The 22,873-nt window shown below is 54.0% G+C and carries 18 protein-coding genes and 1 pseudogene; 8 read left to right on the top strand and 11 right to left on the bottom strand.

Annotated features, from left to right (window positions below; genetic code table 11):
- Positions 1-13: 13 nt before the first annotated feature.
- On the bottom strand, positions 14-5,134 hold the full coding sequence (locus DDY07_RS11095) for an AAA family ATPase (protein WP_171695938.1): 5,121 nt from the start codon (positions 5,132-5,134) through the stop codon (positions 14-16).
- Between the two features lie 97 nt (positions 5,135-5,231).
- Here DDY07_RS11095 and DDY07_RS11090 point away from each other — a divergent pair, with 97 nt between their 5' ends.
- Positions 5,232-5,798 (top strand): thioredoxin family protein, encoded by a 567-nt coding sequence (locus DDY07_RS11090; RefSeq protein ID WP_171695937.1) that lies wholly within the window; start codon positions 5,232-5,234, stop codon positions 5,796-5,798.
- A 136-nt stretch (positions 5,799-5,934) separates the two neighbouring features.
- Here DDY07_RS11090 and DDY07_RS11085 read toward each other — a convergent pair whose 3' ends face one another.
- A complete protein-coding gene (locus DDY07_RS11085) occupies positions 5,935-7,515 on the bottom strand; it encodes a PAS domain-containing methyl-accepting chemotaxis protein (RefSeq protein WP_171695936.1) in 1,581 nt (526 codons plus the stop codon).
- A 213-nt stretch (positions 7,516-7,728) separates the two neighbouring features.
- Between DDY07_RS11085 and DDY07_RS11080 the strand changes: the two genes are divergently transcribed.
- The 5 genes and pseudogenes from DDY07_RS11080 to DDY07_RS11060 all read left to right on the top strand — a co-directional run bounded on the left by DDY07_RS11080 (position 7,729) and on the right by DDY07_RS11060 (position 10,969).
- A complete protein-coding gene (locus DDY07_RS11080; protein ID WP_216614742.1) occupies positions 7,729-8,766 on the top strand; it encodes a YjgN family protein in 1,038 nt (345 codons plus the stop codon).
- Positions 8,767-9,141 (top strand): hypothetical protein, encoded by a 375-nt coding sequence (locus DDY07_RS11075; protein WP_171695935.1) that lies wholly within the window; start codon positions 8,767-8,769, stop codon positions 9,139-9,141.
- Positions 9,142-9,270: 129 nt separating this feature from the next.
- Positions 9,271-9,480, top strand: a pseudogene (locus DDY07_RS11070) (DUF898 family protein); the annotation flags it as partial.
- Entirely contained in the window at positions 9,481-10,494 is a 1,014-nt protein-coding gene (locus tag DDY07_RS11065) for a M48 family metallopeptidase (RefSeq protein WP_171695933.1), read from the top strand. It begins immediately after the preceding pseudogene.
- A gap of 61 nt (positions 10,495-10,555) precedes the next feature.
- Positions 10,556-10,969: a Dabb family protein gene (locus DDY07_RS11060; protein WP_171695932.1), complete on the top strand. Its 414-nt coding sequence runs from the start codon at positions 10,556-10,558 to the stop codon at positions 10,967-10,969.
- Positions 10,970-11,019: 50 nt separating this feature from the next.
- On the opposite strand, the gene DDY07_RS11055 is transcribed toward DDY07_RS11060, so the two are convergent.
- From DDY07_RS11055 to amrB, 8 genes are all read right to left on the bottom strand, one after another.
- Positions 11,020-11,574 carry a cytochrome b gene (locus tag DDY07_RS11055; RefSeq protein ID WP_171695931.1) on the bottom strand — a complete coding sequence of 185 codons (555 nt, stop codon included), beginning with the start codon at positions 11,572-11,574 and terminating at the stop codon, positions 11,020-11,022.
- 108 nt (positions 11,575-11,682) lie between these two features.
- A complete protein-coding gene (locus tag DDY07_RS11050) occupies positions 11,683-12,312 on the bottom strand; it encodes a bifunctional 4-hydroxy-2-oxoglutarate aldolase/2-dehydro-3-deoxy-phosphogluconate aldolase (RefSeq protein ID WP_171695930.1) in 630 nt (209 codons plus the stop codon).
- A gap of 89 nt (positions 12,313-12,401) precedes the next feature.
- On the bottom strand, positions 12,402-13,847 hold the full coding sequence (gnd, locus tag DDY07_RS11045) for a decarboxylating NADP(+)-dependent phosphogluconate dehydrogenase (protein WP_171695929.1): 1,446 nt from the start codon (positions 13,845-13,847) through the stop codon (positions 12,402-12,404).
- Between the two features lie 141 nt (positions 13,848-13,988).
- Positions 13,989-15,809, bottom strand: a complete 1,821-nt coding sequence (gene edd, locus DDY07_RS11040; protein ID WP_171695928.1) for a phosphogluconate dehydratase — start codon at positions 15,807-15,809, stop codon at positions 13,989-13,991.
- 105 nt (positions 15,810-15,914) lie between these two features.
- The gene (gene pgl / locus DDY07_RS11035; RefSeq protein WP_033155358.1) at positions 15,915-16,625 is read right to left on the bottom strand and encodes a 6-phosphogluconolactonase; all 711 of its coding nucleotides are present in this window, start codon (positions 16,623-16,625) and stop codon (positions 15,915-15,917) included.
- Between the two features lie 31 nt (positions 16,626-16,656).
- The gene (zwf, locus tag DDY07_RS11030) at positions 16,657-18,123 is read right to left on the bottom strand and encodes a glucose-6-phosphate dehydrogenase (RefSeq protein ID WP_101055191.1); all 1,467 of its coding nucleotides are present in this window, start codon (positions 18,121-18,123) and stop codon (positions 16,657-16,659) included.
- A gap of 204 nt (positions 18,124-18,327) precedes the next feature.
- Complete coding sequence (gene amrA, locus DDY07_RS11025) at positions 18,328-18,885, bottom strand: AmmeMemoRadiSam system protein A (protein ID WP_171695927.1); 558 nt, start codon at positions 18,883-18,885, stop codon at positions 18,328-18,330.
- Entirely contained in the window at positions 18,872-19,651 is a 780-nt protein-coding gene (gene amrB, locus DDY07_RS11020; RefSeq protein ID WP_171695926.1) for an AmmeMemoRadiSam system protein B, read from the bottom strand. Before amrB ends, amrA begins: the two co-directional genes overlap by 14 nt.
- A gap of 155 nt (positions 19,652-19,806) precedes the next feature.
- Here amrB and amrS point away from each other — a divergent pair, with 155 nt between their 5' ends.
- Positions 19,807-20,889, top strand: coding sequence for an AmmeMemoRadiSam system radical SAM enzyme (gene amrS / locus DDY07_RS11015; RefSeq protein WP_171695925.1), 1,083 nt, complete (start codon positions 19,807-19,809; stop codon positions 20,887-20,889).
- A gap of 16 nt (positions 20,890-20,905) precedes the next feature.
- Here amrS and DDY07_RS11010 read toward each other — a convergent pair whose 3' ends face one another.
- Positions 20,906-21,700: an EAL domain-containing protein gene (locus DDY07_RS11010; protein WP_171695924.1), complete on the bottom strand. Its 795-nt coding sequence runs from the start codon at positions 21,698-21,700 to the stop codon at positions 20,906-20,908.
- A gap of 328 nt (positions 21,701-22,028) precedes the next feature.
- Here DDY07_RS11010 and DDY07_RS11005 point away from each other — a divergent pair, with 328 nt between their 5' ends.
- Entirely contained in the window at positions 22,029-22,856 is an 828-nt protein-coding gene (locus DDY07_RS11005; RefSeq protein ID WP_171695923.1) for an OmpA family protein, read from the top strand.
- The last annotated feature ends 17 nt before the right edge of the window (positions 22,857-22,873 follow it).

Here is a 22,873-nt window from a genome sequence, read left to right as displayed (position 1 = left end):
TCGTTAACAAATACTAAATGTGGGGGAATTTTAACCGGATGCGGCAACCTTCGCCAATGCGGCTTTCCACGGCTATCGAGCCATCGGCATCTTGAATCAAGCGGCGGGTGACGGATAAACCCAGGCCGGTGCCTTGGCCGGGCGGTTTGGTGGTAAAGAAAGGGTCGAACATGCGGCCTTGTACTTCGTCGGGGATGCCGGGACCATTGTCTTTTATATTCAACTCTAGCATTTTTTCCGCACAACGGACGCTGATTTCTATTTCGGGTTGGGCAATACCGCTTAGCGCATCGCGGGCGTTGATCAATAGATTGATCAGAATCTGTTGCATGCTTTCCGCCGTGCAGGCGAGTTTGGGCAAGTTTTCCGGTATCTCGGTACGGACTTGGATAGCGGTTTTGCGCAATTCGCCTTCCAGCAACAACAAGGTTTGGCCTAAAACTTCCTCTAGCGAGCAACTGCCGGTTGGCGTGGTCTTTTGATGCATGAACACCAGCATATTCGACACAATGTTTTTGATGCGTTGAATTTGCTGCAAGGCTTGCGCCAGTATTTGCTTGGATTTGGCATCTTCCGTGCGGTCCGAGACAAATTCGACGAAGTTCATCACGCCCATCAGCGGATTGTTGATCTCATGGGCCACGCCGCCGACCAGCGTGCCCAGTGCCGACAGCTTTTCCATTTGCAGCATATGATCCTGGTTTTCTTGTAATTGTTTGTAAGCTTGGCGGGTTTGTTCCAGCAAGCGGGCGTTTTCCAACGAAATGGCCGCTTGGGCGGTCAACAGCTCGGTCATGCTGATTTTTTCCGGGGTGAATACGCCTTCGGATAGCCGGTTTTCCAGGTAAAGCAAGCCGATTAATTCGCTTTGCTTGATCACCGGCAAACACAATACCGAGCGTAAGCCAAACGCCACAACCTCGGGCGCATTTTGAAACTCGCCTTCGCTGCAGGCGTCGCTCAGCACGACTTTTTCGTGGGTACGTTGCACGTAATTGACGATGGCGTGGCAGATGCCGCGCACCTTGTTCAAGCTGTAATAGTGTTTGTGTATCGTGCGTTTTTTGCCGACGTGCTGCTCGGCGGCCACCAATAATTCGTCTTGTTGTTTGATCAACAGATAACCGTGCTGGGCTGCGGAGCTTTCCAACACCACAGCCATGATTTTTTGCATCAATTGGGTCAGATCAATTTCCGCCGATAACGCCAGCGCCGATTTCATCAGATAGCTGATGTCCAGACTAGGTAAGGTGGTGGGAGCGGGCTGAGGTTTGGCTATTCTGGCGCCGGTTTCAGGGCTGACGTATTGATGACGTTCCTGCAGCTGGTTGCTTTTCGCATCGGCACGGCATAAGCGGTAATGGCGGCGCGCTTCGCCGTAATACAGTTCCGCGTCGCCCAAGCGGTGCTTCAGCAACAGATCTGCCAGCGTTTCGTAAATATGGCCGGTCAGCAGGCCATAGTTCTGCGCCAGTGACAAGGCAATGGCATCCATGTAAAGATTGCGCGCTTCGCGGTATTGGCCCTGCTGTCTGGCAAGCTCGGCATGGACAAACATTAGGTAGGGTTTCAGCAAGGGACCAAGTTGCCCCCACACTTCCAGTTGCGCAAGCAAGGGCGCAATTTCGGCATCGATTCGCGCCGCATCCATTTCCGAGCGCAGCAAGTTCAAGATCCGAAAGGCGTACCAAAGACGTTTCAAAACATTGTCGGTTAAGCCGTGCAAATAGTTTTCTACGGCTTTCAGCGATACTGCCGCCGCACCATAGTCGCCCAGGTAATATTGGGCAAAACCCAGTAATGCGAAGTAACTGCCGGTAGCGGCCACATAGTTATTGGCCTGCCAGTCCGCCAGCGTGGTTTGCATATCGACCGGGCGGTAATCGGGCTTCATCGGCAATACCCAGCCGGCCATCACCGCCTGGGCCAGGCCTATTGAAAACGACAACTGGTTTTTGCGGGAAAATTGCAGACATTCATCGGCGGCTTCCTCGACCCAGCGCAGGTTTTTACCCTGGGCCAATAGATTCCACATCAGCGGGCCGTAGGACAGGCCGGCGTTGTAGAGATCGCCGCAGTTCTTGCCGGACTGAATGGCCTTGTGAGCGTAATCGACAATATCGGCCGGGTGGCTGCGCGAGTGCATATTGCACCAGACGATGCCGTTCATGCCGCGGGTGGCGCCAAAGGTGTTGGGGTATTTGGCGCACAAATCGTGTGCCAAATCCTGATAGAGAAACGCCTGCGCGAATTTGCCCTGTTCGCCCAGATTGAGGCCCATGATGGAAAACGAATAAATCACCGATTCGTCCATGCCGCCTTCCAGGCAGTGCAGGGTGGATTGGGCGGCGGATAAATACAGCTGCGGCACCAGACCGCACATGTACAAATCCGGAATCAACTCGCTATAAAAAGCCAGTTCGATTTTGCTTTGCCGCTGCTCGGTAAACGGCATGTTCAGGATTTTTTGCCAGACATCGTCTTGCTGGTCAATGATCAGCATCAGACTTTCCATGCGTTGCCGGGCTTGTTCGGGATCGTCGGGAATGGATTTGTTGAAATACGCCAAGCCACGGTTGGCCGTAGCGATAGCTTGCTTAAAGTTGCCGAATGAGGACAGGGACGTAGTCTGATCGGCCAGCGCTTCGGCCTTATCCAGGTCGCTGACCGCATGCTCGATCAGCCGGTTCAGCAAGGCTTCCGAGCTGTCGTAGCGGCCGCACATCAAATCGGTTTTCGCCAAGCGCTGATAAATCCGAAACGTCAGCGCGTAAGCCGTTTCCCAACAATCCGGCGGCAAATAATGGTGGGCCTTCAGGAAAAATTCGTTGGCGGCATCCCCGGCCAGCGCATCCAGGGCTTTATTGCCGGCATTAAAGTTGATATTCACCAGCCAGTAGGCGGTTTCTTCGTCCAGATCATTCGGGCAACCTTGATTGAGATGAGCGGCGATGGTGAATAAATTGTCGAGGCTGACCAGTTCGGCGCCCGGTGACACCGCCGACAGCAAGCGATTGCCGATCCGCCAATGGATGCCGGGGCGCGCCGCGGCGGCAACTTGCTGCAATACCGCTTCCTGTACCCGGTCATGGACAAATTGCAGGTCGGCTTTATTTTCCAGTATCAGGCCCATGCTTAATACCGGTTTTAAGTCCTCGAACAGTCGCTCAATGGGCTTGTCCAGTACCAGCCCGACATCCTCCGCTGTGAAGCGATTACCCATACAGGCGCAATGATAAAGAATATCCAAAGTCCGGCTGGGCAATTTACGCACTTTGGCGCTGAACAGTTCCACCACGCTGGCTGGCATTTGCGTGTCGCGGATGCGGTTCATATCCCATCGCCAGTGTTGATTGGCGTCGATGCTGAGTAAACCTTCGTTGTACAACCAGGCCAGGCTTTCACTGACAAATAAGGGGTTGCCTTCGGTCAGATGGGCGATAAAGTCGGCCAAATTGGCGGTGGCGTTCAGCGACGAATCCAGAATGTAGGCAACCATTTCGTGGCAATCGGCGTCGCTGAGTTCGGTCAAATGGATCTCGGCCAGTGGGCCGGCGTTTTCTCGCACGCTACGGATCAGTTTGGTCAAAGGATGACCACTATCGACCTCGTTATGTCGATATGCGCCCAGCAAAAATAGATAGGGGTGTTCACGGTGATTGGCGAACAGGTTTTGCAAGAAATCAAAGGTGGCGCTGTCGCACCATTGTAGATCGTCGATGAATAACACCAAGGGATTGTCCTCGCTGGCCAGGCAAGCCAGGAAGCGGCCGAACAAATTGTTGAAACGGTTACGCGCTTCCACCGGCGGCAAGGGCTGTACTTCGGCTTGCGGGCCGATGATGAATTCCAGTTCCGGCACTACGTCGATGATTGCCCCGCCGGCGTTGTCCAGCGCGTCGAGAATTTTTGCGGACCAATCATGCACTTGGGCGTCGCTTTCGGTCAGAAAGGTGCGTATTAGATTGCGCAAGGCCTGAATCAGCGAACTGTAGGGAATATTTTTTTGGTACTGATCGAACTTGCCGGAGCTGAAATAACCGCGATTTTTCACCAGTGGTTTTTGGAGTTCCTGAATCAGCCGGGTTTTGCCGATGCCGGATAGGCCGGAAATTAGCACCGAACGAAACCGGCCTTGGGTCACCTCGCTGTAATCCTGGCGAATGAGCTCGGCTTCGCTTTGGCGGCCGACCATTTTCGAAATGAAAACCACCCGGCGGCTGCGGTCGTGTTGGCCTATGCCAAAATTCGATACGCTGCCGGTGGTTTCGTGTTCTTTTTGGCAGCGCAGCAAATCGGCCAACAAACCTGAAGCGCTTTGATAGCGTTTTTCCGGTTGCTTCAAAATCAGTTTGGCGATGATTTCGCTCAGGGTGTTGGGGATGCCCGGACTGATGTCGTGGATTTTGATGGCTTCCTCGGCTAGATGCGAGTGAATCAGTTCCAGCGGATCGTCGGAAAAAAACGGCAGTCGGCCCGTCAGCAGTTCGTAAAACACGATACCCAGCGAATATAAATCGGTGGAGAAATCGACCCGGTAGTTGATGCGCCCGGTTTGCTCCGGCGAGGTATAGGCTAGGGTGTTGCGGACAAATTCCGGATCGTAGATAAAGTGACTGACATCGCGGATGTCCAGCGGCGTGATGAAGTCGGTCAGGCGCAGACTCAAGCTGCCGGATTGCACCAGAATATTGTGCGGTTTGATGCCGCCATGGGTAATGCCGGCATCGTGCACCGATTGCAGGGTATCGGCCAAGGAGCAGGCCAATGTAAAAAAATCGCTCAGATTCACCGCTTGTTGTTGAGCGATCCATACATTCAACGGTTGGCCGTTGAACCAAGGCTGGACGATGAATTGATCGCCGTCGTTGGATTCCAAAGCCAAGGGCGTGCAGACGCGCGGGTCGTGCAATACTTTCAGGCGTTCGATTTTTTGCCGCAGATGCCGGGATTGGTCGTCCCAACTGGACAACAATTTCAGGCATTTAACCACCAGCGGGTATTCCGGCACGTGTTTGTGATAGCCCTTATAAACCGTGGCTTGCAGGCTTTCGCCGAGTTTGTCGGTCAGCACATAGCTGTCCAGTTGCGGAGCATTTTGAAGCGGAACGGTTCGGGTGCTTATATCGATCATGCGCTGGCGAGTGGGAAAGTTAAGGCGATTTTCGCGGCAGTTCCGGGGGCGGGCTGTTTTATAATTCTAGTCTTGTTTTGACTCAACAGGATTAGCCATGGCCGCGACAGCCTCCACTATGCTGCCTCTGGGCAGTATCGCCCCGGACTTTTGTTTGCCGGATACCGTGACCGGCCGCGAGTATGCTTTGCAGGACTTGAAAGGCGAACGCGGCACTTTGATTTTGTTTATCTGCAACCACTGCCCGTATGTGTTGCACGTCAAAGAGCAATTGATCGCCATTGCCCGGCAATACGCGGCCTCAGGCATTTCGACGGTGGCGATCAGTGCCAATGACATCGAAAACTATCCGCAGGATGCGCCGGATAAAATGCAGCAGATGATGGCGGACTGGGGGCATCCGTTTGCCGCGTATTTGTACGACGAATCGCAGGCGGTGGCCAAAGCCTACCAGGCAGCCTGCACCCCGGATATTTACCTGTTCGATGCCGATCTGGCTTGTGTTTACCGCGGCCGCCTGGATGGCGCCACGCCGAAGAATGATGTGCCGGTTACCGGCGAGGATTTGCGCAATGCCTTGGATAATTTGCTGGCGGGAAAGCCTGTCGATACGATACAAATTCCCAGCATCGGCTGTAACATCAAGTGGAAACTTGCGGAGTAAATGCCGGTAATCCGCAACCCGTTGTCACTTCGGTAAAAACCGCCGCTCAGGTTTTTGAACTTTTCTGGCGGCGGCTTGCGCAGGAGTGTATTCAGGCTGACAAATCATTGCCCCCAGCCTTCGGCACGGTGCGTTTTTAGCGTGGTACGTCGTCGAATTGCTCAACCAACATATCCAGCTCTTTGCTGAGTGCCGAGACACCGCCGCTGGCCGTACTGGCATGAACCGCATGCTCTGTAGTTTGTCGCGATAAGCTGCCGACGGCTTCTACCGTTCTGGAAATTTCTTCGGAAACAATATGTTGCTGTTCGGCGGCGCTGGCGATCTGCACGATCATGTCGTTAATGATATTGACCGACAGTGTGGTTTGTTGCAGCGATTCGGTGGAGTTTTTTCCGTGTTCCGCGCCGGTTGCCGCCATTTCCCTGACTTTAGCCATTTCCTGTACGGCGTTATTGACGCCGGAACGCAGGCCGTCGATCATTTTGTGGATTTCCTCCGTGGATTTTTGCGTGCGTCCGGCCAAGGTTCTGACTTCGTCGGCCACGACGGCAAATCCCCGGCCTTGTTCGCCGGCGCGCGCTGCTTCGATGGCGGCATTCAGCGCCAACAGGTTAGTTTGCTCGGCAATCCCTTGAATCACATCAAGGACGCCGCCGATTTTCTTGCTGTGATCGGCCACAATTTTAATGACTGTTTCGGCTTGGCCGACCGCGACCACTAAGCGGTCTATCATTTGGATGGTATTGTTGACCCGCGAAAGCGTTTCTTGCGATTGTCGATTGACATCATTGGCGGCTTGAGCGGCGTTGGCGGCACTGCGGGCGACCTCGCTGACGGTGGCGCTCATTTGGTGTATCGCCGAGGCAATCTGTTCAATTTCCGCCAGCTGTCTATCCATCGCTGCGCTAACTTGGCTGACTGCCTGGTAGCTCGTATCGGCTTTGCCTGCCAGGGGTTCTGTGGCTTGAGTTAGACGGCGTATGATGGTTCGGGATTTGGCTTTTAAAAGCTTCACCGCCAACAGTAATTGTCCAACTTCGCCGCCATCGGCGGTGTAAATCTGCTGCATCACCGGATTGTCGATCACCCGGCGCGCTTCTGCCGCTGCGTCATTTAAAGGTTGTAATACCAGCCAAACCCAGGCATAACCGACCGCTAAGGGGCCGGCGAAGATTGCTGTCGCTACGCCAAAACTGCACGTTTCGCTCAGATAAAGGCTGATGGCGGTGATTAATTGAATCACTGCAAAACCGCCGGTCAGTTTGCCGGACAAACCGATGCGGCTCAAAGGCGATTCGATATTTTTGCCGTGTTTCAGCTTTTCGTAGACAGTATTGGCGCGGGTCACGCAGGTCACGTCCGGTTTAACCCGCACCGATTCGTAACCGACAATCTTGCTATTTTCGAAGCGCGGGGTGACAAAAGCATCCACCCAGTAATGGTCGCCGTTTTTACAGCGATTTTTGACAATTCCCATCCATGGCCGGCCGCTCTTCACGGTTTGCCACAAATCGGCGAATGCGGCGGAAGGCATGTCGGGATGGCGAACGATGTTATGGCTCTGGTTTAACAGCTCTGCCTCGCTAAAGCCGCTAGTGTTCAAAAAATCTTGGTTGACATAATTGATCTTGCCGGCGGGATCTGTCCCGGAGGTGATGGTAGCCGAAGCTGAGTAAATCAATTCACGTTGGGTAACGGGTAGGTTTTTTCTCATTTTTGTACCGGGTCGGCAGAGATAGAAAGGTAAGTTCCCACGCAAGCGCTGGCTGACTGGTCTGCACCGCTTTTGTCGAGGAAGTATAAAAGGCTTTACGGCGATTGCAAAAGCCGGCCCCTGACTAGCGTGTGTTATCTGCAGGCCGTTTTTATTGTTAGATAGCGGCAATGCACTATGCTTGCAACGGAAAAACCTAAAATGAGGATGGAAATGGCAGAATATCAATCACGGCAGTTGCAATTCAGCGGCAGCGGTGGCGAGTATTTCCGGATTTGGATCGTCAATGTTTGCTTGAGTATCGTCACCTTGGGCGTTTACTCAGCTTGGGCCAAAGTCAAACGTAACCAATATTTTTACCGCCACACTACCTTAGCCGGTGCGGGTTTTGACTACCACGGCGATCCCAAGGCGATCTTGAAAGGACGCATCGTCGCTTTTCTGTTGTTTGCTGGTTATACCCTGGTCGGTGAATTCGATCGGGTTGCAGGCTTGGCAATTTTGCTGGTGATCGTATCGGTGATGCCCTGGTTATTGATGCGTTCGCTCCGCTTTAGAATGCATAACACCAGTTACCGAGGCTTACGTTTTGCGTTTCATGGCAGCACCGGAGAGGCGTACTTCAATTTTCTGCTATTGCCGGTATTATCGGCGTTGACTCTGGGGTTGCTGTGGCCGCTGGCGCAACAGCGCATGGCCCGTTACACCCGGGAAAACAGCACGTACGGTAATGAGTTTTTTAAATTCTTTGCGAGCATTGGCGCTTACTACCGCATCTATCTGATGACGATATTCATAGGTGTGCTGGTGTTTGCCGGCCTGATGGTCAGCGTTATGTTGTTGGGTAGCAAGGAGCTGATTCCGGTCGAGGCTGAGCAATTAGTGGCGATGAGCGTATTGGTAGCCGCGATAGGCACCTATTTGGCCTTGTTTTTACTGGCTTATCCCTATGTCGCGGCGCGTCTGCAGAACTTAGTCTGGAATAGCACGCAATTGGGTCCGCACGGGTTTCAGGCCCAGCTTCAAGCGCGGGAGATGCTGGGTATCATGTTTAGCAACGTCCTGTTGACTTTGCTGACCTTGGGGCTGTACAAGCCGTTTGCTGATATTCGTTTGGCGCGCTATCGCATCGAGCGCGTCGCATTATTGCCACGCGGCAGCATCGACGAGTTTGTGGCTGGTTTACAGACAAATACTTCCGCCGCCGGCGAGGAAATGGCCGAGATGTTTGATTTCGATATTGCCTTGTAAATGTTGCTTACGGCCGTTTACTACGACGGGCGGCAAGCCAGGCCGCATCCCGTTACCCTCTGTGTTGAGGGCGACAAGCTGTTGTTGCAGGGCCGGGAGATTGTCCGCCGCGAAAATTTAGCTAGTCTGAAAATTCCGCCGCCGCTCGGCAGCACGCCGCGCCTGATTTTGTTCGCCGATGGCGGCCGTTGTGAAGTGGCAGATCGACAAGGTTTTGCCGAGATGTTGCAGGATGCAGGTAGTAGCGCGGTAGCGGGTATGGAAAATAGTTGGTGGTATGCGTTGGCGGCGCTGCTGTTAACTTTGAGCCTGCTTGTCGCGTTGTATTTGTTTGCTCTGCAGCATCTGACTCTGCACATCATGTGGATGCGATGAGTGTTTTGGGGGGCTTATCTGGCCTTGTTTTTACTGGCCTATCCCTGCGTCGCGGCGCGTTCGCAGAACTTAGTCAGAAATAACACGCAATTTGGACCGCTTGGTTTTTAGGCCCGGTTTGGGGCGCGGGGGATGGTGGGTATTATGTTTGGTAATGTACTGTGGACTTTGGGCTTGTACAAGCAATTTGCCGCTGTTCGCTTGGCGCTGTATCGCATCGAGCGCGTCGCATTATTGCCGCGGGGCAGCATCGACGAGTTTGTGGCCGGTTTGCAGACAAATACTTCCGCCGCCGGCGAGGAAATGGCCGAGATGTTTGATTTCGATATTGCCTTGTAAATGTTGCTTACGGCCGTTTACTACGACGGGCGGCAAGCCCGGCCGCATCCTGTTACCCTCTGCTTAGAGGGTGACAAATTATTGTTGCAGGGCAGGGACATTGTCCGCCGCGAAGATTTAGCCAGTTTGAAAATTCCGCCGCCGCTCGGCAGCACGCCGCGCCTGATTTTGTTCGCCGACGGCGGCCGTTGCGAAGTGGCAGATCGACAAGGTTTTGCCGAGATGTTGCCGGATGCAGGTAGTAGCGCGGTAGCGGGTATGGAAAATAGTTGGTGGTATGCGTTGGCGGCGCTGCTGTTAACTTTGAGCCTGCTCGTCGTTGCGTATTTGTTTGGATTGCCTTATGCGGCGCGGGCAGCGGCGGACCAAGTGCCGGTTTATTTACTGGAACGGATGGATACGCAGTTTTTCGCCAGCCTTGATCAAACCTTATTGAAGCCCAGCACATTATCCGACGAACGTCGGCAAACCATTCAGGATGGCTGGCAGCGCTTGGCTTTGCCGCCGGGTGAGGATAGACCGGCGCATATTGAATTTCGCGCTAGCCCGACACTGGGTGCCAACGCTTTCGCGTTGCCGGGCGGCAGCGTGCTGCTGCTCGACGACTTAGTGAGTTTGGCGAGTAACGACCAAGAAATTTTGGCGGTGCTGGCCCACGAAATGGGCCATGTCCACGAAAAACATGCCTTGCGGCAAATGCTACAGGCTTCTGTGGTGGGTTTGGCGATGGCTTGGTACATTGGCGATATCAGCAGTCTGCTGGCCGTCGCGCCGACCGTATTATTACAAACCCGCTATTCGCGCGATTTCGAACGTCGTGCCGACGCTTTTGCCGCAGAACTGTTGCGCGCCAACGCTATTCCGGTCAGTCGGCTGGCCGATATATTGGAAAAACTGGAGGCCGCCCATCAAACCACAGTACCCAAACAACCCGTAGAATCGCTTGAAGCGCTGGATTATTTATCCAGCCATCCCAATACCGAAGAACGGATCAAACGCTTGCGCGGGCTGTAAAATGCTCGGTAGCCGGAGTATTTTGGCTATCCATTTATAGGTATCAGGAGAATAAAACACCATGAAACGTCTTTATGTCCTCGCGCTGGCGGGGCTGCTGGCAGCCGGTGCCACCGGTTGTGCCTATACTGCCAAGCCAGATCCGCAGGCGCAAAATCGCAAAGTACATCATGTGGTTATCGTTTGGTTGAAACAAGCTGGAGACAAACAACAGCGGCAACACTATATTCAACAGAGTGAAGGCTTGGCAAAATTGCCGGGCGTGCTGGCTTACGATGTCGGTACACCGGCGGCGATTAAGCGCGGGCGCGCGAATACGGCCTTAGATGAAAGCTATGATGTGGCCGTATCCGGTGTTTACGAAAGCCAGCAGGCTTACGAGGCGTTTTTACAGAATCCGGAATATCTGCGCGTGGCGCAACAGGTGCTGCGGCCCTTGGTGGACAAATATAAGATTTACGATTTTATCGAGTAATGACGGACCAGCCGTTTCCCCGATTTGTAGCCAGGAATGGCTGGACAGTATCAGTCGGGCTTCTTCAGCGCCGGCAGCATGTGGCTTAAGGTGTTGTCGCGCTGCACGTAATGATGAAATAGTACCGCCGATACGTGTAAGCCAATCAGGTAATAGCCAATCACTCCGCCCGTTTCGTGTATTTCTTTGATCGTTTTGGCCAGTTCCTTGTTTTCGGCGATCAGCGCCGGCAACTCCAGACCAAAGAATGGAATTGTTTTACCGGCGGCGCTTAATGCCAACCAGCCGACTATCGGCATTCCCAACATCAATCCATAAAGCAATAGATGCACCAGACGTGCCGCCTGCCGTTGCCAGGCCGGCGGTTCCGGCGATATGGCCGGTGTGGGGCCGGCCAGACGGAAACCCAGTCTCGGCAACAGCAGCATTAACACCAATAAACCCAGCATAAAATGCAGGGCTTTCATGGTTTCACGCGGGTCGCTGCCTTTGGGGAACAACTCGCGTAGCTCGATACAGGCATACCCGGCTGCCATCACGATGAACGTCAGCCAGTGCAAGGCAATCGTCATCGTGCCATAGCGTTCGTTGGCATGGTTTTGCATCGTTAATTACTCCTTTTTGCCGAGAAAATCATAATACGCCGAGTATGCAATGAGCCGATTTGTCGAACGATGCCCGCGACTGGGTGATTTAAAACCCTAGCGATGGGTTTATTTTTTCAAAGCGGAGGCTTCAGCGGCGCGGCGGGTGATTTCCGCCCAATCGCCGGCATCGACCAGCTCGGACGGTGCCATCCAGGAGCCGCCGACGCAGGCCACATTGCTTAGCGCCAGATATTCCACCGCGTTTTTCGGATTGACGCCGCCGGTCGGGCAAAAGGTCACTTGCGGCAACGGGCCGCCGATGGATTTCAGCATAGGGATGCCGCCCGCCGCTTCGGCCGGGAAAAACTTCATCGCGGTTATGCCTTTGTCCATCAAACGCATCACTTCGCTGGGGGTGATGACGCCAGGCAAAATCGGCACACCGGAAGCCAGAGCCGCATCCAGCAAGCTGTCGGTGACGCCGGGGCTTACGATAAATTCTGCGCCGGCATCGATGGCGTTTTTTAGGGTTTGGGTATTGATGATGGTGCCGGCACCGACAATCGCCCCCGGTACTTCGGCTTTGATGCGGCGGATAGCGTCCAGTGCTACGGGCGTCCGTAAGGTGATTTCCAATACTTTCAATCCACCTTCAACCAAGGCGCGCGCCAGCGGCACGGCTTGTTCCAGTTGATTGATTACCATCACCGGCATTACCGGGGAGGTGGTCATGACTTCTTTTATTGATACGGTCATTTGTTATTTTCCTAATGTGAGGGTGCTTGGAAAACCCACGCCGTGAAGCGTGCGTGTTTGACAAAACGACAACGGTCTCGGGGTAAACCCTAAACCGTATAGGTTGTCGATGCGGTTTTGCCGCCGTGTCCGGTCCAGTCGGTATGAAAAAACTCGCCTCGTGGCCGGTCGATGCGTTCGTACGAATGGGCGCCGAAATAGTCTCTTTGCGCTTGCAGCAGATTGGCGGGCAGCCGTTCGGTGCGGTAGCCGTCGAAATAAGCCAGAGCGGAGGAGAAGGCCGGCGTCGGGATGCCCAATTGTATGCCCAAAATCACCGCTTGGCGCCAGCCCGCTTCGGCTTGCTTCATCGCTTCGACGAAGAAGTCGGCCAGCAGCAAATTTTCCAGATCGGGATTTTGCTGGTAAGCCTGTTTGATGTCATTCAGGAACTGGCTGCGAATAATACAGCCGCCGCGCCACATCAAGGCAATGTCGCCGTAATTTAGAGCCAGCTGGTATTCCTTAGCGGCTTCGCGCATCAACCGAAAGCCTTGCGCGTAGGAAATGATTTTCGAGGCATATAGGGCCTGGCGAATAGCTTGAATCATCGCCGCTTTGTCGCCGCTAAAGCTGGCGCTGGTTTTAGGTAAGGCTTGGGCCGCGCGGATGCGTTCGTCTTTTTGCGCGGATAGGCAACGGGCAAAGACCGATTCGCCGATCAGGGTTAGTGGGATACCTAGGTCCAGCGCATTGATGCCGGTCCATTTGCCGGTGCCTTTTTGGCCGGCGGTATCCAGGATGCTGTTCAGTAAAGGTTGGCCGTTGTCTTCTTTGTACGCCAGGATGTTGGCGGTGATTTCGATCAAATACGAGCTTAATTCGCCTTGATTCCACTCAGCAAAAATCGCTTGCATCTCGTCGGTGCTCAAGTTCAAGCCTTCAGCCAACAATTGATACGCTTCGCATATCAGCTGCATGTCGCCGTACTCGATGCCGTTATGCACCATTTTTACATAGTGACCAGCGCCGTTATCACCGACCCATTCGCAGCAAGGGTCGCCGTCGACATGGGCGCTGATGGCTTGAAAAATCGGCTTAACCGCTGGCCAGGCCGCCTTATTGCCGCCGGGCATGATGGAAGGGCCGTGCCGGGCGCCTTCTTCGCCGCCGGATACGCCGGTGCCTACATAGAGTAAGCCTTTTTCCTGCAAATATTGAGTGCGGCGGTTGGTGTCGGTAAACAGCGAATTGCCGCCGTCGATGATGATGTCGCCGGCTGACAGCAAGGGCAGCAAGTCGTCGATATATTGATCCACGACAGTACCGGCCTTGACCATTAACATCACCTTGCGCGGCGAATCCAGGCTGTTGACCAACTGTTCAAGAGAATGCGTACCGATGACTTGGGTGTTTTTAGCCGGGCCGTCGAGAAACTCATCGACTTTGCTGGTCGTGCGGTTATACACCGCCACTTTGAATCCGTGGTCGTTCATGTTCAGAACCAAATTCTGTCCCATGACGGCCAAGCCGATTAAACCGATATTTGCTTTCATGTGCTTGCCTACTGTAAACGTTGTCGTTGTGGGGTGATGACACAATGTTGCTTAATTCTGGTTTCAAGAAAGTCGTCCTTCCGTGGAAGGACGGATTTGGCAAAGTGAAACTAAGACGGCATTGCTTAAAGCGTGTGAATCTCAGTCCACGAAAAACAGATTGGTCGCTCCGGTTTCCGAGGTCGATGCGTTTGCCCGCATCGCGCCAAACAGTTCGCGGCCCATACCAAAATGATGGCCGGTAGCGCTGTTGGGCGTTGGCACGCGTGCATCGAATTCGGCTTGATCCACTTGGACATTGACTTCCCCGGTTTGGGTGTTCAGCGCAATGATGTCGCCGTCGCGGACCTTGGCCAGTGGGCCGCCATCTATGCATTCCGGCCACATGTGAATGGCCGACGGTACCTTGCCGGACGCGCCGGACATGCGGCCGTCCGTGACCAAGGCGACATGAAAGCCGCGGTCTTGCAATACGCCCAATACCGGCGTCAATTTATGCAATTCCGGCATGCCGTTGGCTTTTGGGCCCTGGAAGCGCAACACCACGATCACGTCTTTTTCCAGTTCGCCGCGTTTGAAGGCAGCCACCACGTCCAGTTGGTCGTCGAACACCATTGCCGGTGCGGTAACCACCTGATGCTTTTCCGCGACCGCGGAAATTTTTGAGACGCCGCGGCCCAGGTTGCCGTGCATCACGTGCAGACCGCCGCCCGCAGCAAAGGGTTGTGCCACACTGCTAATTACATCCGGATCCAGCGAAACCGCTGGCCCTGCTTCCCAGCTGAGCTTGCCGTCGTTCAGCGTCGGCACTTGGCTGTATTGCGCCATGCCGCGCTGGTCGCCGATGGTCAGAATATCGCCGTGCAATAAACCATGCTCGAGCAATTCCTGAATCAGCAAGCCCATGCCACCGGCAGCTTGGAACTGGTTGACGTCGGCCGGGCCGTTCGGATAAATCTTGGTCAATAGCGGGATGGCTTTGGATAGATTATCGAAATCGTCCCAGTTGATGATAATGCCGGCCGCGCGGGCGATGGCGATCAAATGGATGGTGTGATTGGTCGAGCCGCCCGTAGCCAGTAAGCCGATAATCGCGTTGATGATGGCTTTTTCGTTGACGACGTGGGCAATCGGCCGGAAGTCGTCACCCAGCGCGGTAAATTTCAACACTTGTTTGGCGGCGGCTTTGGTTAATTCGTCGCGTAGCGGAGTGTAGGGGTTGACGAAAGAGCTGCCTGGCAAGTGCAGGCCCATGATTTCCACCATCATCTGATTGCTGTTGGCGGTGCCGTAGAAAGTGCAGGTGCCGGGGCTGTGGTAGGCCTTGGATTCCGATTCCAGCAGTTCTTTTTCGCCGACTTTACCTTCGGCGAATTTTTGCCGGGTGCGGGATTTTTCCTTGTTGGAGATGCCGGTAGTCATCGGCCCGGCGGGCACAAAAACCGCAGGCAAGTGGCCGAAACTCAAGGCGCCGATCAGCAAGCCGGGCACGATTTTGTCGCAGACGCCCAAATACAAGGCGGCGTCGAACATGTTATGGCTCAAGCCAATCGCCGTGGATAAAGCAATCACGTCGCGGCTGAACAGCGATAATTCCATGCCCGGCATGCCTTGGGTGACGCCGTCGCACATGGCCGGCACGCCGCCGGCGAACTGGGCGACGCCGCCGGCTTCGCGCACGGCTTGTTTGATCAGTTCCGGGTAGTGTTGGTACGGTTCGTGTGCCGACAGCATGTCGTTGTAGGCAGAGATAATGCCGACGTTGGCTTTCACGGCATGCGACAGAGCGTCTTTTTCAGCCGCCGAACAGACGGCAAAACCGTGGGCCAGATTCGCGCAAGGCAGATTGGTACGTTGCGGGCCGTTGGCAATGGCGGCGTCGATACGGGCCAGATAAGCAGCGCGGCTTTCCCGGCTACGTTCCACCACGTCGGCGGTCACTTTTTCTAAAACAGGATGCATAAGCTCTCCAGGGCAGCAGATGGGGTGGTGTCGACGCGCCGAACGGCGTTTTGGAATCGAGAGTGATCGGGTTATGCGCGTCTAACCCACCCTAAATTTAAGCGGCTAAGGTGCCCAGTACAATTCCACCGGCACGTCTTCCTGATTCAATAAGGCCCGAATCGGCATGTCTTCTACCGGGCCCGGTTTCTGGGCGCTGTTGAACACCGCCAACTTATCTTCGCCGGTAAACAAAATCACGATGCGTTCCGACTTTAATAAAGCGTTGCGGGTCAGGGTCAGGCGTTCTGTATTGGCGCCGGTCACTTCGCTTTGAATGGCGGTGATGGCCGCGGTCAGATTTTGATTGTCCTCACTCAATGCGTTGGCCAGACCTTCTGCGTGCGGAAACAGCGAAGCGGTATGACCGTCCGGGCCCATGCCGACGATGCTCAGCGTGAAAGGCTGCGGCAGTTTGGCGTAGCGGCCTTCAGCCTCTGCCTGACCTTGTTTTGCCTTGGCAGCCGGGGTTTTCATGCCGATAAACTCAACGTTTTTGGCGTTGTTGATCAGCAGGCTGCGGCGAATTAAAGCTTCGTTGCTGGCGCTGTGTTGATTGTCTACCCAGCGTTCATCTACCAATGCCACCTTGATTTTTTTCCAATTCAAATCGGATTTGGATAAAGCTTCATAAAGCGGGGCAGGGGTGCTGCCGCCGGACACCAATAAAGTGGCTTGACCGTGTTTGCTGACGGCTTCGGACAAAACATCCTGGCATTCGGCCACCAAGGCGGTAAACAGGTGGTTACGTTGTTCGAAAAAAAATTCTCTAACCATGTTCGTTGTTCTCGTGATGGATACAGATTGATTACTCTTCCCAGGCGCGGCCGTCGCGGGCCAATAATGCCACGGAGGCAATCGGCCCCCAGCTGCCAGCCGGGTAAGATTTTGGAGCGCTGTGGTTTTGCGCCCAGGCGTCTTGGATCGAATCGACCCAGGCCCAGGCTTGTTCGATTTCCTCGCGGCTTAAAAACAGCGTGGTGTTGCCGCGCAGGGCTTCCAGAATCAGTTTTTCGTAGCCGCCGAAAATACTGTTTTTCTTGAAGGTTTCCGAAAAACTCAAGTCCAGCTTGGTTTGTTGCAATTTGATATTACCGTCTATGCCCGGTACCTTGTTCAACATCACCACATCCACGCCTTCGTTGGGCTGCAAATGGATCACCAGTTTATTGGCCGGCAGGTCGCGGAAGCTGTCTTTGAAAATGTTGTGCGGCAATTGTTTAAAGTTGACGACGATCTCGGTACGCTTGTTGGGCATGCGTTTGCCGGTGCGCATGTAAAAAGGTACGCCGGCCCAACGCCAGTTGTCGATGTCCACCCTAATTGCCACGAAGCTTTCGGTGGTGCTTTCCTTGTTGGCGCCTTCCTCTTCCAGATAACCCGGCACCGCCGCGCCTTTAATGAAACCGGCGGTATATTGGCCGCGCACGGTTTTTTCCTCGACATTGCGTGCGGTAATCGGCCGCAAGGCTTTCAACACCTTGATTTTTTCCATGTGGATGCTTTCAGCTTCCAGATCGGCCGGCGGTTCCATCGCTACAAAGGTCAGAATCTGCAGTAAGTGATTTTGCAGCATGTCGCGCAACTGGCCGGTTTTATCAAAGTATTCCCAGCGGCCTTCGATGCCGATGTCTTCACCCACCGTAATCTGGATATGATCGATTGTATTGTGGTTCCAGTTGGTAGTGAAAATCGAGTTGGCAAAACGCAGGGCCAGCAGATTCAGTACCGTCTCTTTGCCCAGGTAATGGTCGATACGGTAGACCTGATCTTCCTGGAAGACTTCTTCGACGACGTCGTTGATCTCCTTGGAAGACTTCAAGTCGTGGCCGATGGGTTTTTCCATCACCATCCGCGATTCGGCGGTTAATACGCCGCAGCTTTGCAAACCCTGGCAGATACTTTTGAATAGAAACGGCGCTACCGCAAAATAGTTGACCATCACCCGCTTTTCCGGATCGACTGCGGCATTCAACTGCAGATATTGCTCCGGTTGAGTCAGGTCGATTTTCAAGTACGATAATCTTTGCGACAGCCGCTCCCAGATTTCCGGGTTTATCTCTTTGTTTAAGAACGATTTCAGGCTGTTATGGGCAATTTGGACGAAGCCTTCGCTGGTTTCCTCCAAACGGTCGACGCCGATAATCCGGGTATCGGCTTCCAGCAAATTGGATTTTTCCAGACGATACAACGAAATCAGTAACTTTCGTTTCGATAGGTCACCCAATGCGCCGTAAATCACCAGGTCGCAAGGTTTGTAATTTTGATTTTTCATCAGTGATACTAGGAATGAAGAAGAGGGTTGATCGGCTTTGGCATGTCGATTTCCGCGCGTAAACTAAACGCACGTTGCAGGAAACTCTGAGCCCGGATCAGTCGAAAATGCCGCCATTATAATGTTCGTTGTCGGTTTGGAACAAGATCAAAGGCCGCCAAGGCCGGATTTATAGGGGTTGGCGGCGCACAAAACGCTTGACTGCTAGCCGAACATCTCGGTGGTATAACGATAGGCTTGTATCTTGTCAGACCAATAGGCGGCGGGTAAGCCGGCCTTTTGTTTTAAGTGTTGTAAAAACTCGGTGGGGTTGGGTAAATCCTCCCACACCGAGGGCAGGAAGGTGCCGCGCCGGGCGCCTTCCTGCAAGATGATGCCGTCTATGCCGGGGCGCAGTTGCGCGATCAGATCCGCTTCGGACAAAAATGTCAGCGCTACGGCGGGGCTAAGCACGGAAATATGTAAGTCAAGATCGGCCAGTTCACCAGCGGCTAATGGCGGAAAGCGTCGATCCCGGAACGCTGCCGCAAAGGCATTTTCGGCCACATCTTCCGCCAGAGGCCTTACCGCTTCCAGCATGCCGATACAGCCGCGCAATTGGCCACGGCGTTCCAGGGTGACGAAAGTCGCGCGGATTTCGCGTAATTCCGCTGGATAAGCATCCAAATCAACCGCTAGCGGCCGACCGGTTTGCAGGCCGTGGACTATGGATTGCCGGGCTAGTGCCAGCAAGCGATTTTGCGAGGTTTCAGTCAACGACATAGGCACCGTATCCCACCACTTGCTGTTTGTTACCGGCCGTGTCGCCGGAATTGCGCAGATCTATGGTTTTAATAGACAGACCTTTTTGTTTCAGTAGCTTCAGCAAGCCGTTGACCGGCACCTTACCGCAGGCGGCCTCGCCGCAAATTTCATTGTATTGCAACTGTTCTATCATTCGGCTAGTCGCTTGGTCCAGGCGTTTGGCGGTGTCGTAGTCGTGATAATGGCTAAGATCCGAACTGATCACCAGCAAGGTTTCATCGCCGCCCCACAACAGCTCCAGCGCCTGGCTGACTAGTTCGGGACTGGCGTCGCCGGCCACGATGGGGACCAGTGTGAATTGCTGTAAAACCGATTGCAGAAACGGCAGATGTACTTCCAGGCTGTGTTCCAGCGTGTGGGCTTGTTCGATATATTCTACAAACGGCAAACTCACTAAGGCCTCGATAGCGGCCTGGTCTACCTCAACATCGCCGAGCGGGGTGGTGTAAGCGTGGGTTCTGCTGACTGCCAAGCCGCGAAACGCCACGTGATGCGAAGGGCCGATCAATACCACGCGGGTAATGCTGGCTGCGGCGGGCTTTAAACGGGCGTAAGCGGTAGCGGCTATCGGCCCGGAATAAACGTATCCGGCATGCGGCACGATCATGGCTTTGGGCGCTTTGCCGGTGGGGCGTAGGTCCTGCAAATAGCCGGACACTGCGTCATGAAGTTGTTGGGGGTGGGCAGGATAAAACCGTCCTGCTACGGCGGGTTTTCTATTCATGCGCTGATCCTTTTTTAAAGTTTTAATACGATCAGAAGCCGGGCGGATAGCGGCGCATCAAAAAATTGAATACCCCGCCCATCTTGGGTTTATTCTACTGCTAACTCTCGCCGATAACGACCCGATTTTATGCTTGGGGTTCAAGGAGCATCGCCATGACTACTTTACTCAGCGCGGATACCGCAATCACCCGTTATTGGCATGTGTTGGCGGACGGCAAGGTGCAGTGCGACTTGTGTCCGCGCTTTTGCAAAATGCATGAAGGCCAACGCGGCTTGTGCTTTGTGCGGCAGAATCTGCATGGTCAAATCGTGATGACCAGTTACGGCCGCTCCAGCGGTTTTGCCATCGATCCCATCGAGAAAAAGCCGTTAAACCATTTTCTACCCGGCACGCCGATTTTTTCTTTCGGCACCGCGGGCTGCAATTTAGCCTGCAAATTTTGCCAGAATTGGGACATCAGCAAGTCGCGGGAGATGGACACGCTGATGAGCCGGGCCGAGCCGGAAGCAATAGCCCGAGCCGCACTGGAGCACGCTTGCAGCAGCGTCGCCTATACCTACAACGATCCGGTGATTTTCCACGAATACGCCATCGATACGGCACAAGCCTGCCGGGAGCTGGGTTTGAAGTCCGTGGCTGTGACCGCCGGCTACGTCTGCGCCGAGCCGCGCGCCGAGTTTTACCGCTACATGGACGCGGCCAATGTCGATTTAAAAGCCTTCTCCGAGGATTTTTACCACAAGATCACCGGTGGCCATCTGCAAGCGGTGCTGGAAACGCTGCAATATTTAAAACACGAGACCCCGGTCTGGTTGGAGTTGACCACGTTGCTGATTCCCGGCGCCAACGATTCCGAGACGGAATTGGAAGCCATGACCCAATGGGTGGTCGAGCATCTTGGTCCGGATGTGCCCATGCATTTCACCGCGTTTCATCCGGATTGGAAAATGACGGATACCCCGCACACGCCGCGGTCCACATTGTTGCTGGCGCGCAGCATTGCCTTGAAAAACGGCGTGCGTTACGCCTATGTCGGCAATGTTCACGACAAATCGGCGGAGAGCACCTATTGCCACAGCTGCGGGAAAATTTTGATCGGTCGTGATTGGTACGAACTGTCGGATTGGAATTTGGATGCCGCCGGCAACTGCCGGTTTTGCGGATGTTCTTGTGCCGGGGTGTTTAATCCTTTACCCGGCGATTGGGGCGCCAAGCGCCAGGCAGTCAAGTTTTAAGGTAGCGGGTCTGCTCTTAAGACCAGGCATCCGGATTGATTTGGCCGATAGCCTGAAATGTGGGTTTGCAGAACAGATAGCCTTGAAACAGCGTGACGCCGCAGCCCAGCAGAAAATCCCGTTCGGCCTTGGTTTCGATGCCTTCCGCCAGCACTTCGATGCCGAGTTCGCGGCAGATTTGCACAACCCCTCCCACTATCGCCTGCTTGGGCTTGCTGAGATTGATGTCGCGCACCAAATCCATATCCAGTTTCAGCACATCCGGCTGGAATTCGGCGAGTAGGTTCAGGCCGGCGTAGCCCGCGCCGAAGTCGTCGATAGCGGTTTTAAAACCAAAGCGCCGGTATTCGGTGAATATATTGATTAAATGCGGACGGTCGGACACATCCTCGCCTTCAATCACTTCGAAAATGATGCGGTCTTTGGAAAAGTTGTAGCGTTGCGCGGCTTCAAAAGTCGAGCGGATGCAGGCTTCGGGTTGGTAAACCGCATTCGGCATGAAGTTAATCGATACAAACTCCTGGATACCCAACCTCGCTGCGCCTTCCACGGCTTTAATCCGGCAGTTTTGGTCGAAGCGATAGCGGTTGGCATCGGTGACTTTGGCGAGTATCGATGCGGCCGATTCACCGTTAACACCGCGCACCAGCGCTTCGTGGGCAAAAACGGTGCGGGCAAAAAAATTGACGATGGGCTGATAGGCAAAACTAAAATCGAAATCCAGTTCTTCCAGGTCTCGGCAACGGTTACAGCTGGGCAGGTCGGTATTGGTGTTGGTCTGTGGCGAATGTGGCGTGGTTTTTTCTGGCATAACGGATTCTCGAAATCGATGTCAGGATGTTGATCATCCTTGCTTGAGCAGGCTTGCTTCCCTGGTAATCGTTATTATCAAGTGTAGCGAAGTTGATGCAAATCATCATTTGCTTCGCAAGTATTCGATTACTGGGTCAAGTTGGTTTCAGGGTTCACTGAATTAGTTCAGTGTCAAATCCTAAGAACTAATTATTTGAACCAGCATCAATTTTGATTCTGCAGGAAAACTTGCATATGATAGCCCAACAAATTTAAGTCGGTGCTTGCTCACACTGTCCCTGCAAATATTCAGCAGGCTTCTGGCAAACGGAACTTAAGGGAATTCCATGAAAAAACCTCGATCACTCGATCACGACGGCCTGGATGGCATTATTCCGTCTACGGACAAAGCGCGGCTGAGTTCTGCCAATCCGCAAGGCAAATCAGACAAAACCTTTAAAAAACCCTTGCGCAGCAATGTGCCGTGGTTGCTTGGTGTGATTGGTTTGCTGGCCGTGGTGGCGGTTTTAGTGCCTGATTTAGCGCAAAAGCCGGCAGCTATTACCCAGACCTCAGCCTTGAATAAACCGGCAACACCAGACACCGGTCCTGAGCCGGCAACCCCCGATACCCAAGCGCCGCAGCCCTCAACAGAAGCCGCTCCAACCTTGCTTGCCGACGCTAAACCGGATCAAGCGATTGCTGCTAAGCAAGAGGCGCAACAGTCGGCATCCGGCAACGACAATCCGCAAACATCGGATCCGATGCCTGAGTTACCTACTGAGCCGACCGCGGCGGGTATTCCTAAAGTCTCGCCGGATACCGCGGCGCAAATCTCTGGCACGCCGTCTTTTACCGTGTATTTCAAATTTGATTCCAGCAAATTAACGCCGGAATCTGCGAACAGCAGCAACGAACTTTTGAGCGCGGCCAGAAGCTGCCAAAGCCGGATCAAACTAACCGGGCATACCTGCAATTTGGGTAGCGATGCCGCCAACGTGCAGTTGGGCTTGACGCGGGCTAATGCCGTTAAAAGACTGTTGGTCGGCAAAGGTATCGGCTCAACAGCCATCTTCACCGCATCGGAAGGTATGAGAAATCCGGCGGCGCCGAACGATACCAAAGAGGGCCAGGCCTTAAATCGTCGGGTCGAATTGCAGTGTGTGGATAATTAACCGAATTGAAGAGGGTA

The organism is Methylomonas sp. ZR1, from assembly GCF_013141865.1.
In the GTDB taxonomy this organism is placed as follows: domain Bacteria; phylum Pseudomonadota; class Gammaproteobacteria; order Methylococcales; family Methylomonadaceae; genus Methylomonas.
The sequence above is the reverse complement of the archived record's forward strand: the minus strand, read 5'-3'. Positions and strand labels throughout refer to the sequence as shown.

What these genes read in the sequence shown, in the direction of transcription:
- DDY07_RS11095 (WP_171695938.1), bottom strand. Translation starts at nt 5,134, where the DNA reads ATGATCGATATAAGCACCCGAACCGTTCCGCTTCAAAATGCTCCGCAA.
- DDY07_RS11090 (WP_171695937.1), top strand. Translation starts at nt 5,232, where the DNA reads ATGGCCGCGACAGCCTCCACTATGCTGCCTCTGGGCAGTATCGCCCCG.
- DDY07_RS11085 (WP_171695936.1), bottom strand. Translation starts at nt 7,515, where the DNA reads ATGAGAAAAAACCTACCCGTTACCCAACGTGAATTGATTTACTCAGCT.
- DDY07_RS11080 (WP_216614742.1), top strand. Translation starts at nt 7,729, where the DNA reads ATGGCAGAATATCAATCACGGCAGTTGCAATTCAGCGGCAGCGGTGGC.
- DDY07_RS11075 (WP_171695935.1), top strand. Translation starts at nt 8,767, where the DNA reads ATGTTGCTTACGGCCGTTTACTACGACGGGCGGCAAGCCAGGCCGCAT.
- DDY07_RS11065 (WP_171695933.1), top strand. Translation starts at nt 9,481, where the DNA reads ATGTTGCTTACGGCCGTTTACTACGACGGGCGGCAAGCCCGGCCGCAT.
- DDY07_RS11060 (WP_171695932.1), top strand. Translation starts at nt 10,556, where the DNA reads ATGAAACGTCTTTATGTCCTCGCGCTGGCGGGGCTGCTGGCAGCCGGT.
- DDY07_RS11055 (WP_171695931.1), bottom strand. Translation starts at nt 11,574, where the DNA reads ATGCAAAACCATGCCAACGAACGCTATGGCACGATGACGATTGCCTTG.
- DDY07_RS11050 (WP_171695930.1), bottom strand. Translation starts at nt 12,312, where the DNA reads ATGACCGTATCAATAAAAGAAGTCATGACCACCTCCCCGGTAATGCCG.
- gnd (WP_171695929.1), bottom strand. Translation starts at nt 13,847, where the DNA reads ATGAAAGCAAATATCGGTTTAATCGGCTTGGCCGTCATGGGACAGAAT.
- edd (WP_171695928.1), bottom strand. Translation starts at nt 15,809, where the DNA reads ATGCATCCTGTTTTAGAAAAAGTGACCGCCGACGTGGTGGAACGTAGC.
- pgl (WP_033155358.1), bottom strand. Translation starts at nt 16,625, where the DNA reads ATGGTTAGAGAATTTTTTTTCGAACAACGTAACCACCTGTTTACCGCC.
- zwf (WP_101055191.1), bottom strand. Translation starts at nt 18,123, where the DNA reads ATGAAAAATCAAAATTACAAACCTTGCGACCTGGTGATTTACGGCGCA.
- amrA (WP_171695927.1), bottom strand. Translation starts at nt 18,885, where the DNA reads ATGTCGTTGACTGAAACCTCGCAAAATCGCTTGCTGGCACTAGCCCGG.
- amrB (WP_171695926.1), bottom strand. Translation starts at nt 19,651, where the DNA reads ATGAATAGAAAACCCGCCGTAGCAGGACGGTTTTATCCTGCCCACCCC.
- amrS (WP_171695925.1), top strand. Translation starts at nt 19,807, where the DNA reads ATGACTACTTTACTCAGCGCGGATACCGCAATCACCCGTTATTGGCAT.
- DDY07_RS11010 (WP_171695924.1), bottom strand. Translation starts at nt 21,700, where the DNA reads ATGCCAGAAAAAACCACGCCACATTCGCCACAGACCAACACCAATACC.
- DDY07_RS11005 (WP_171695923.1), top strand. Translation starts at nt 22,029, where the DNA reads ATGAAAAAACCTCGATCACTCGATCACGACGGCCTGGATGGCATTATT.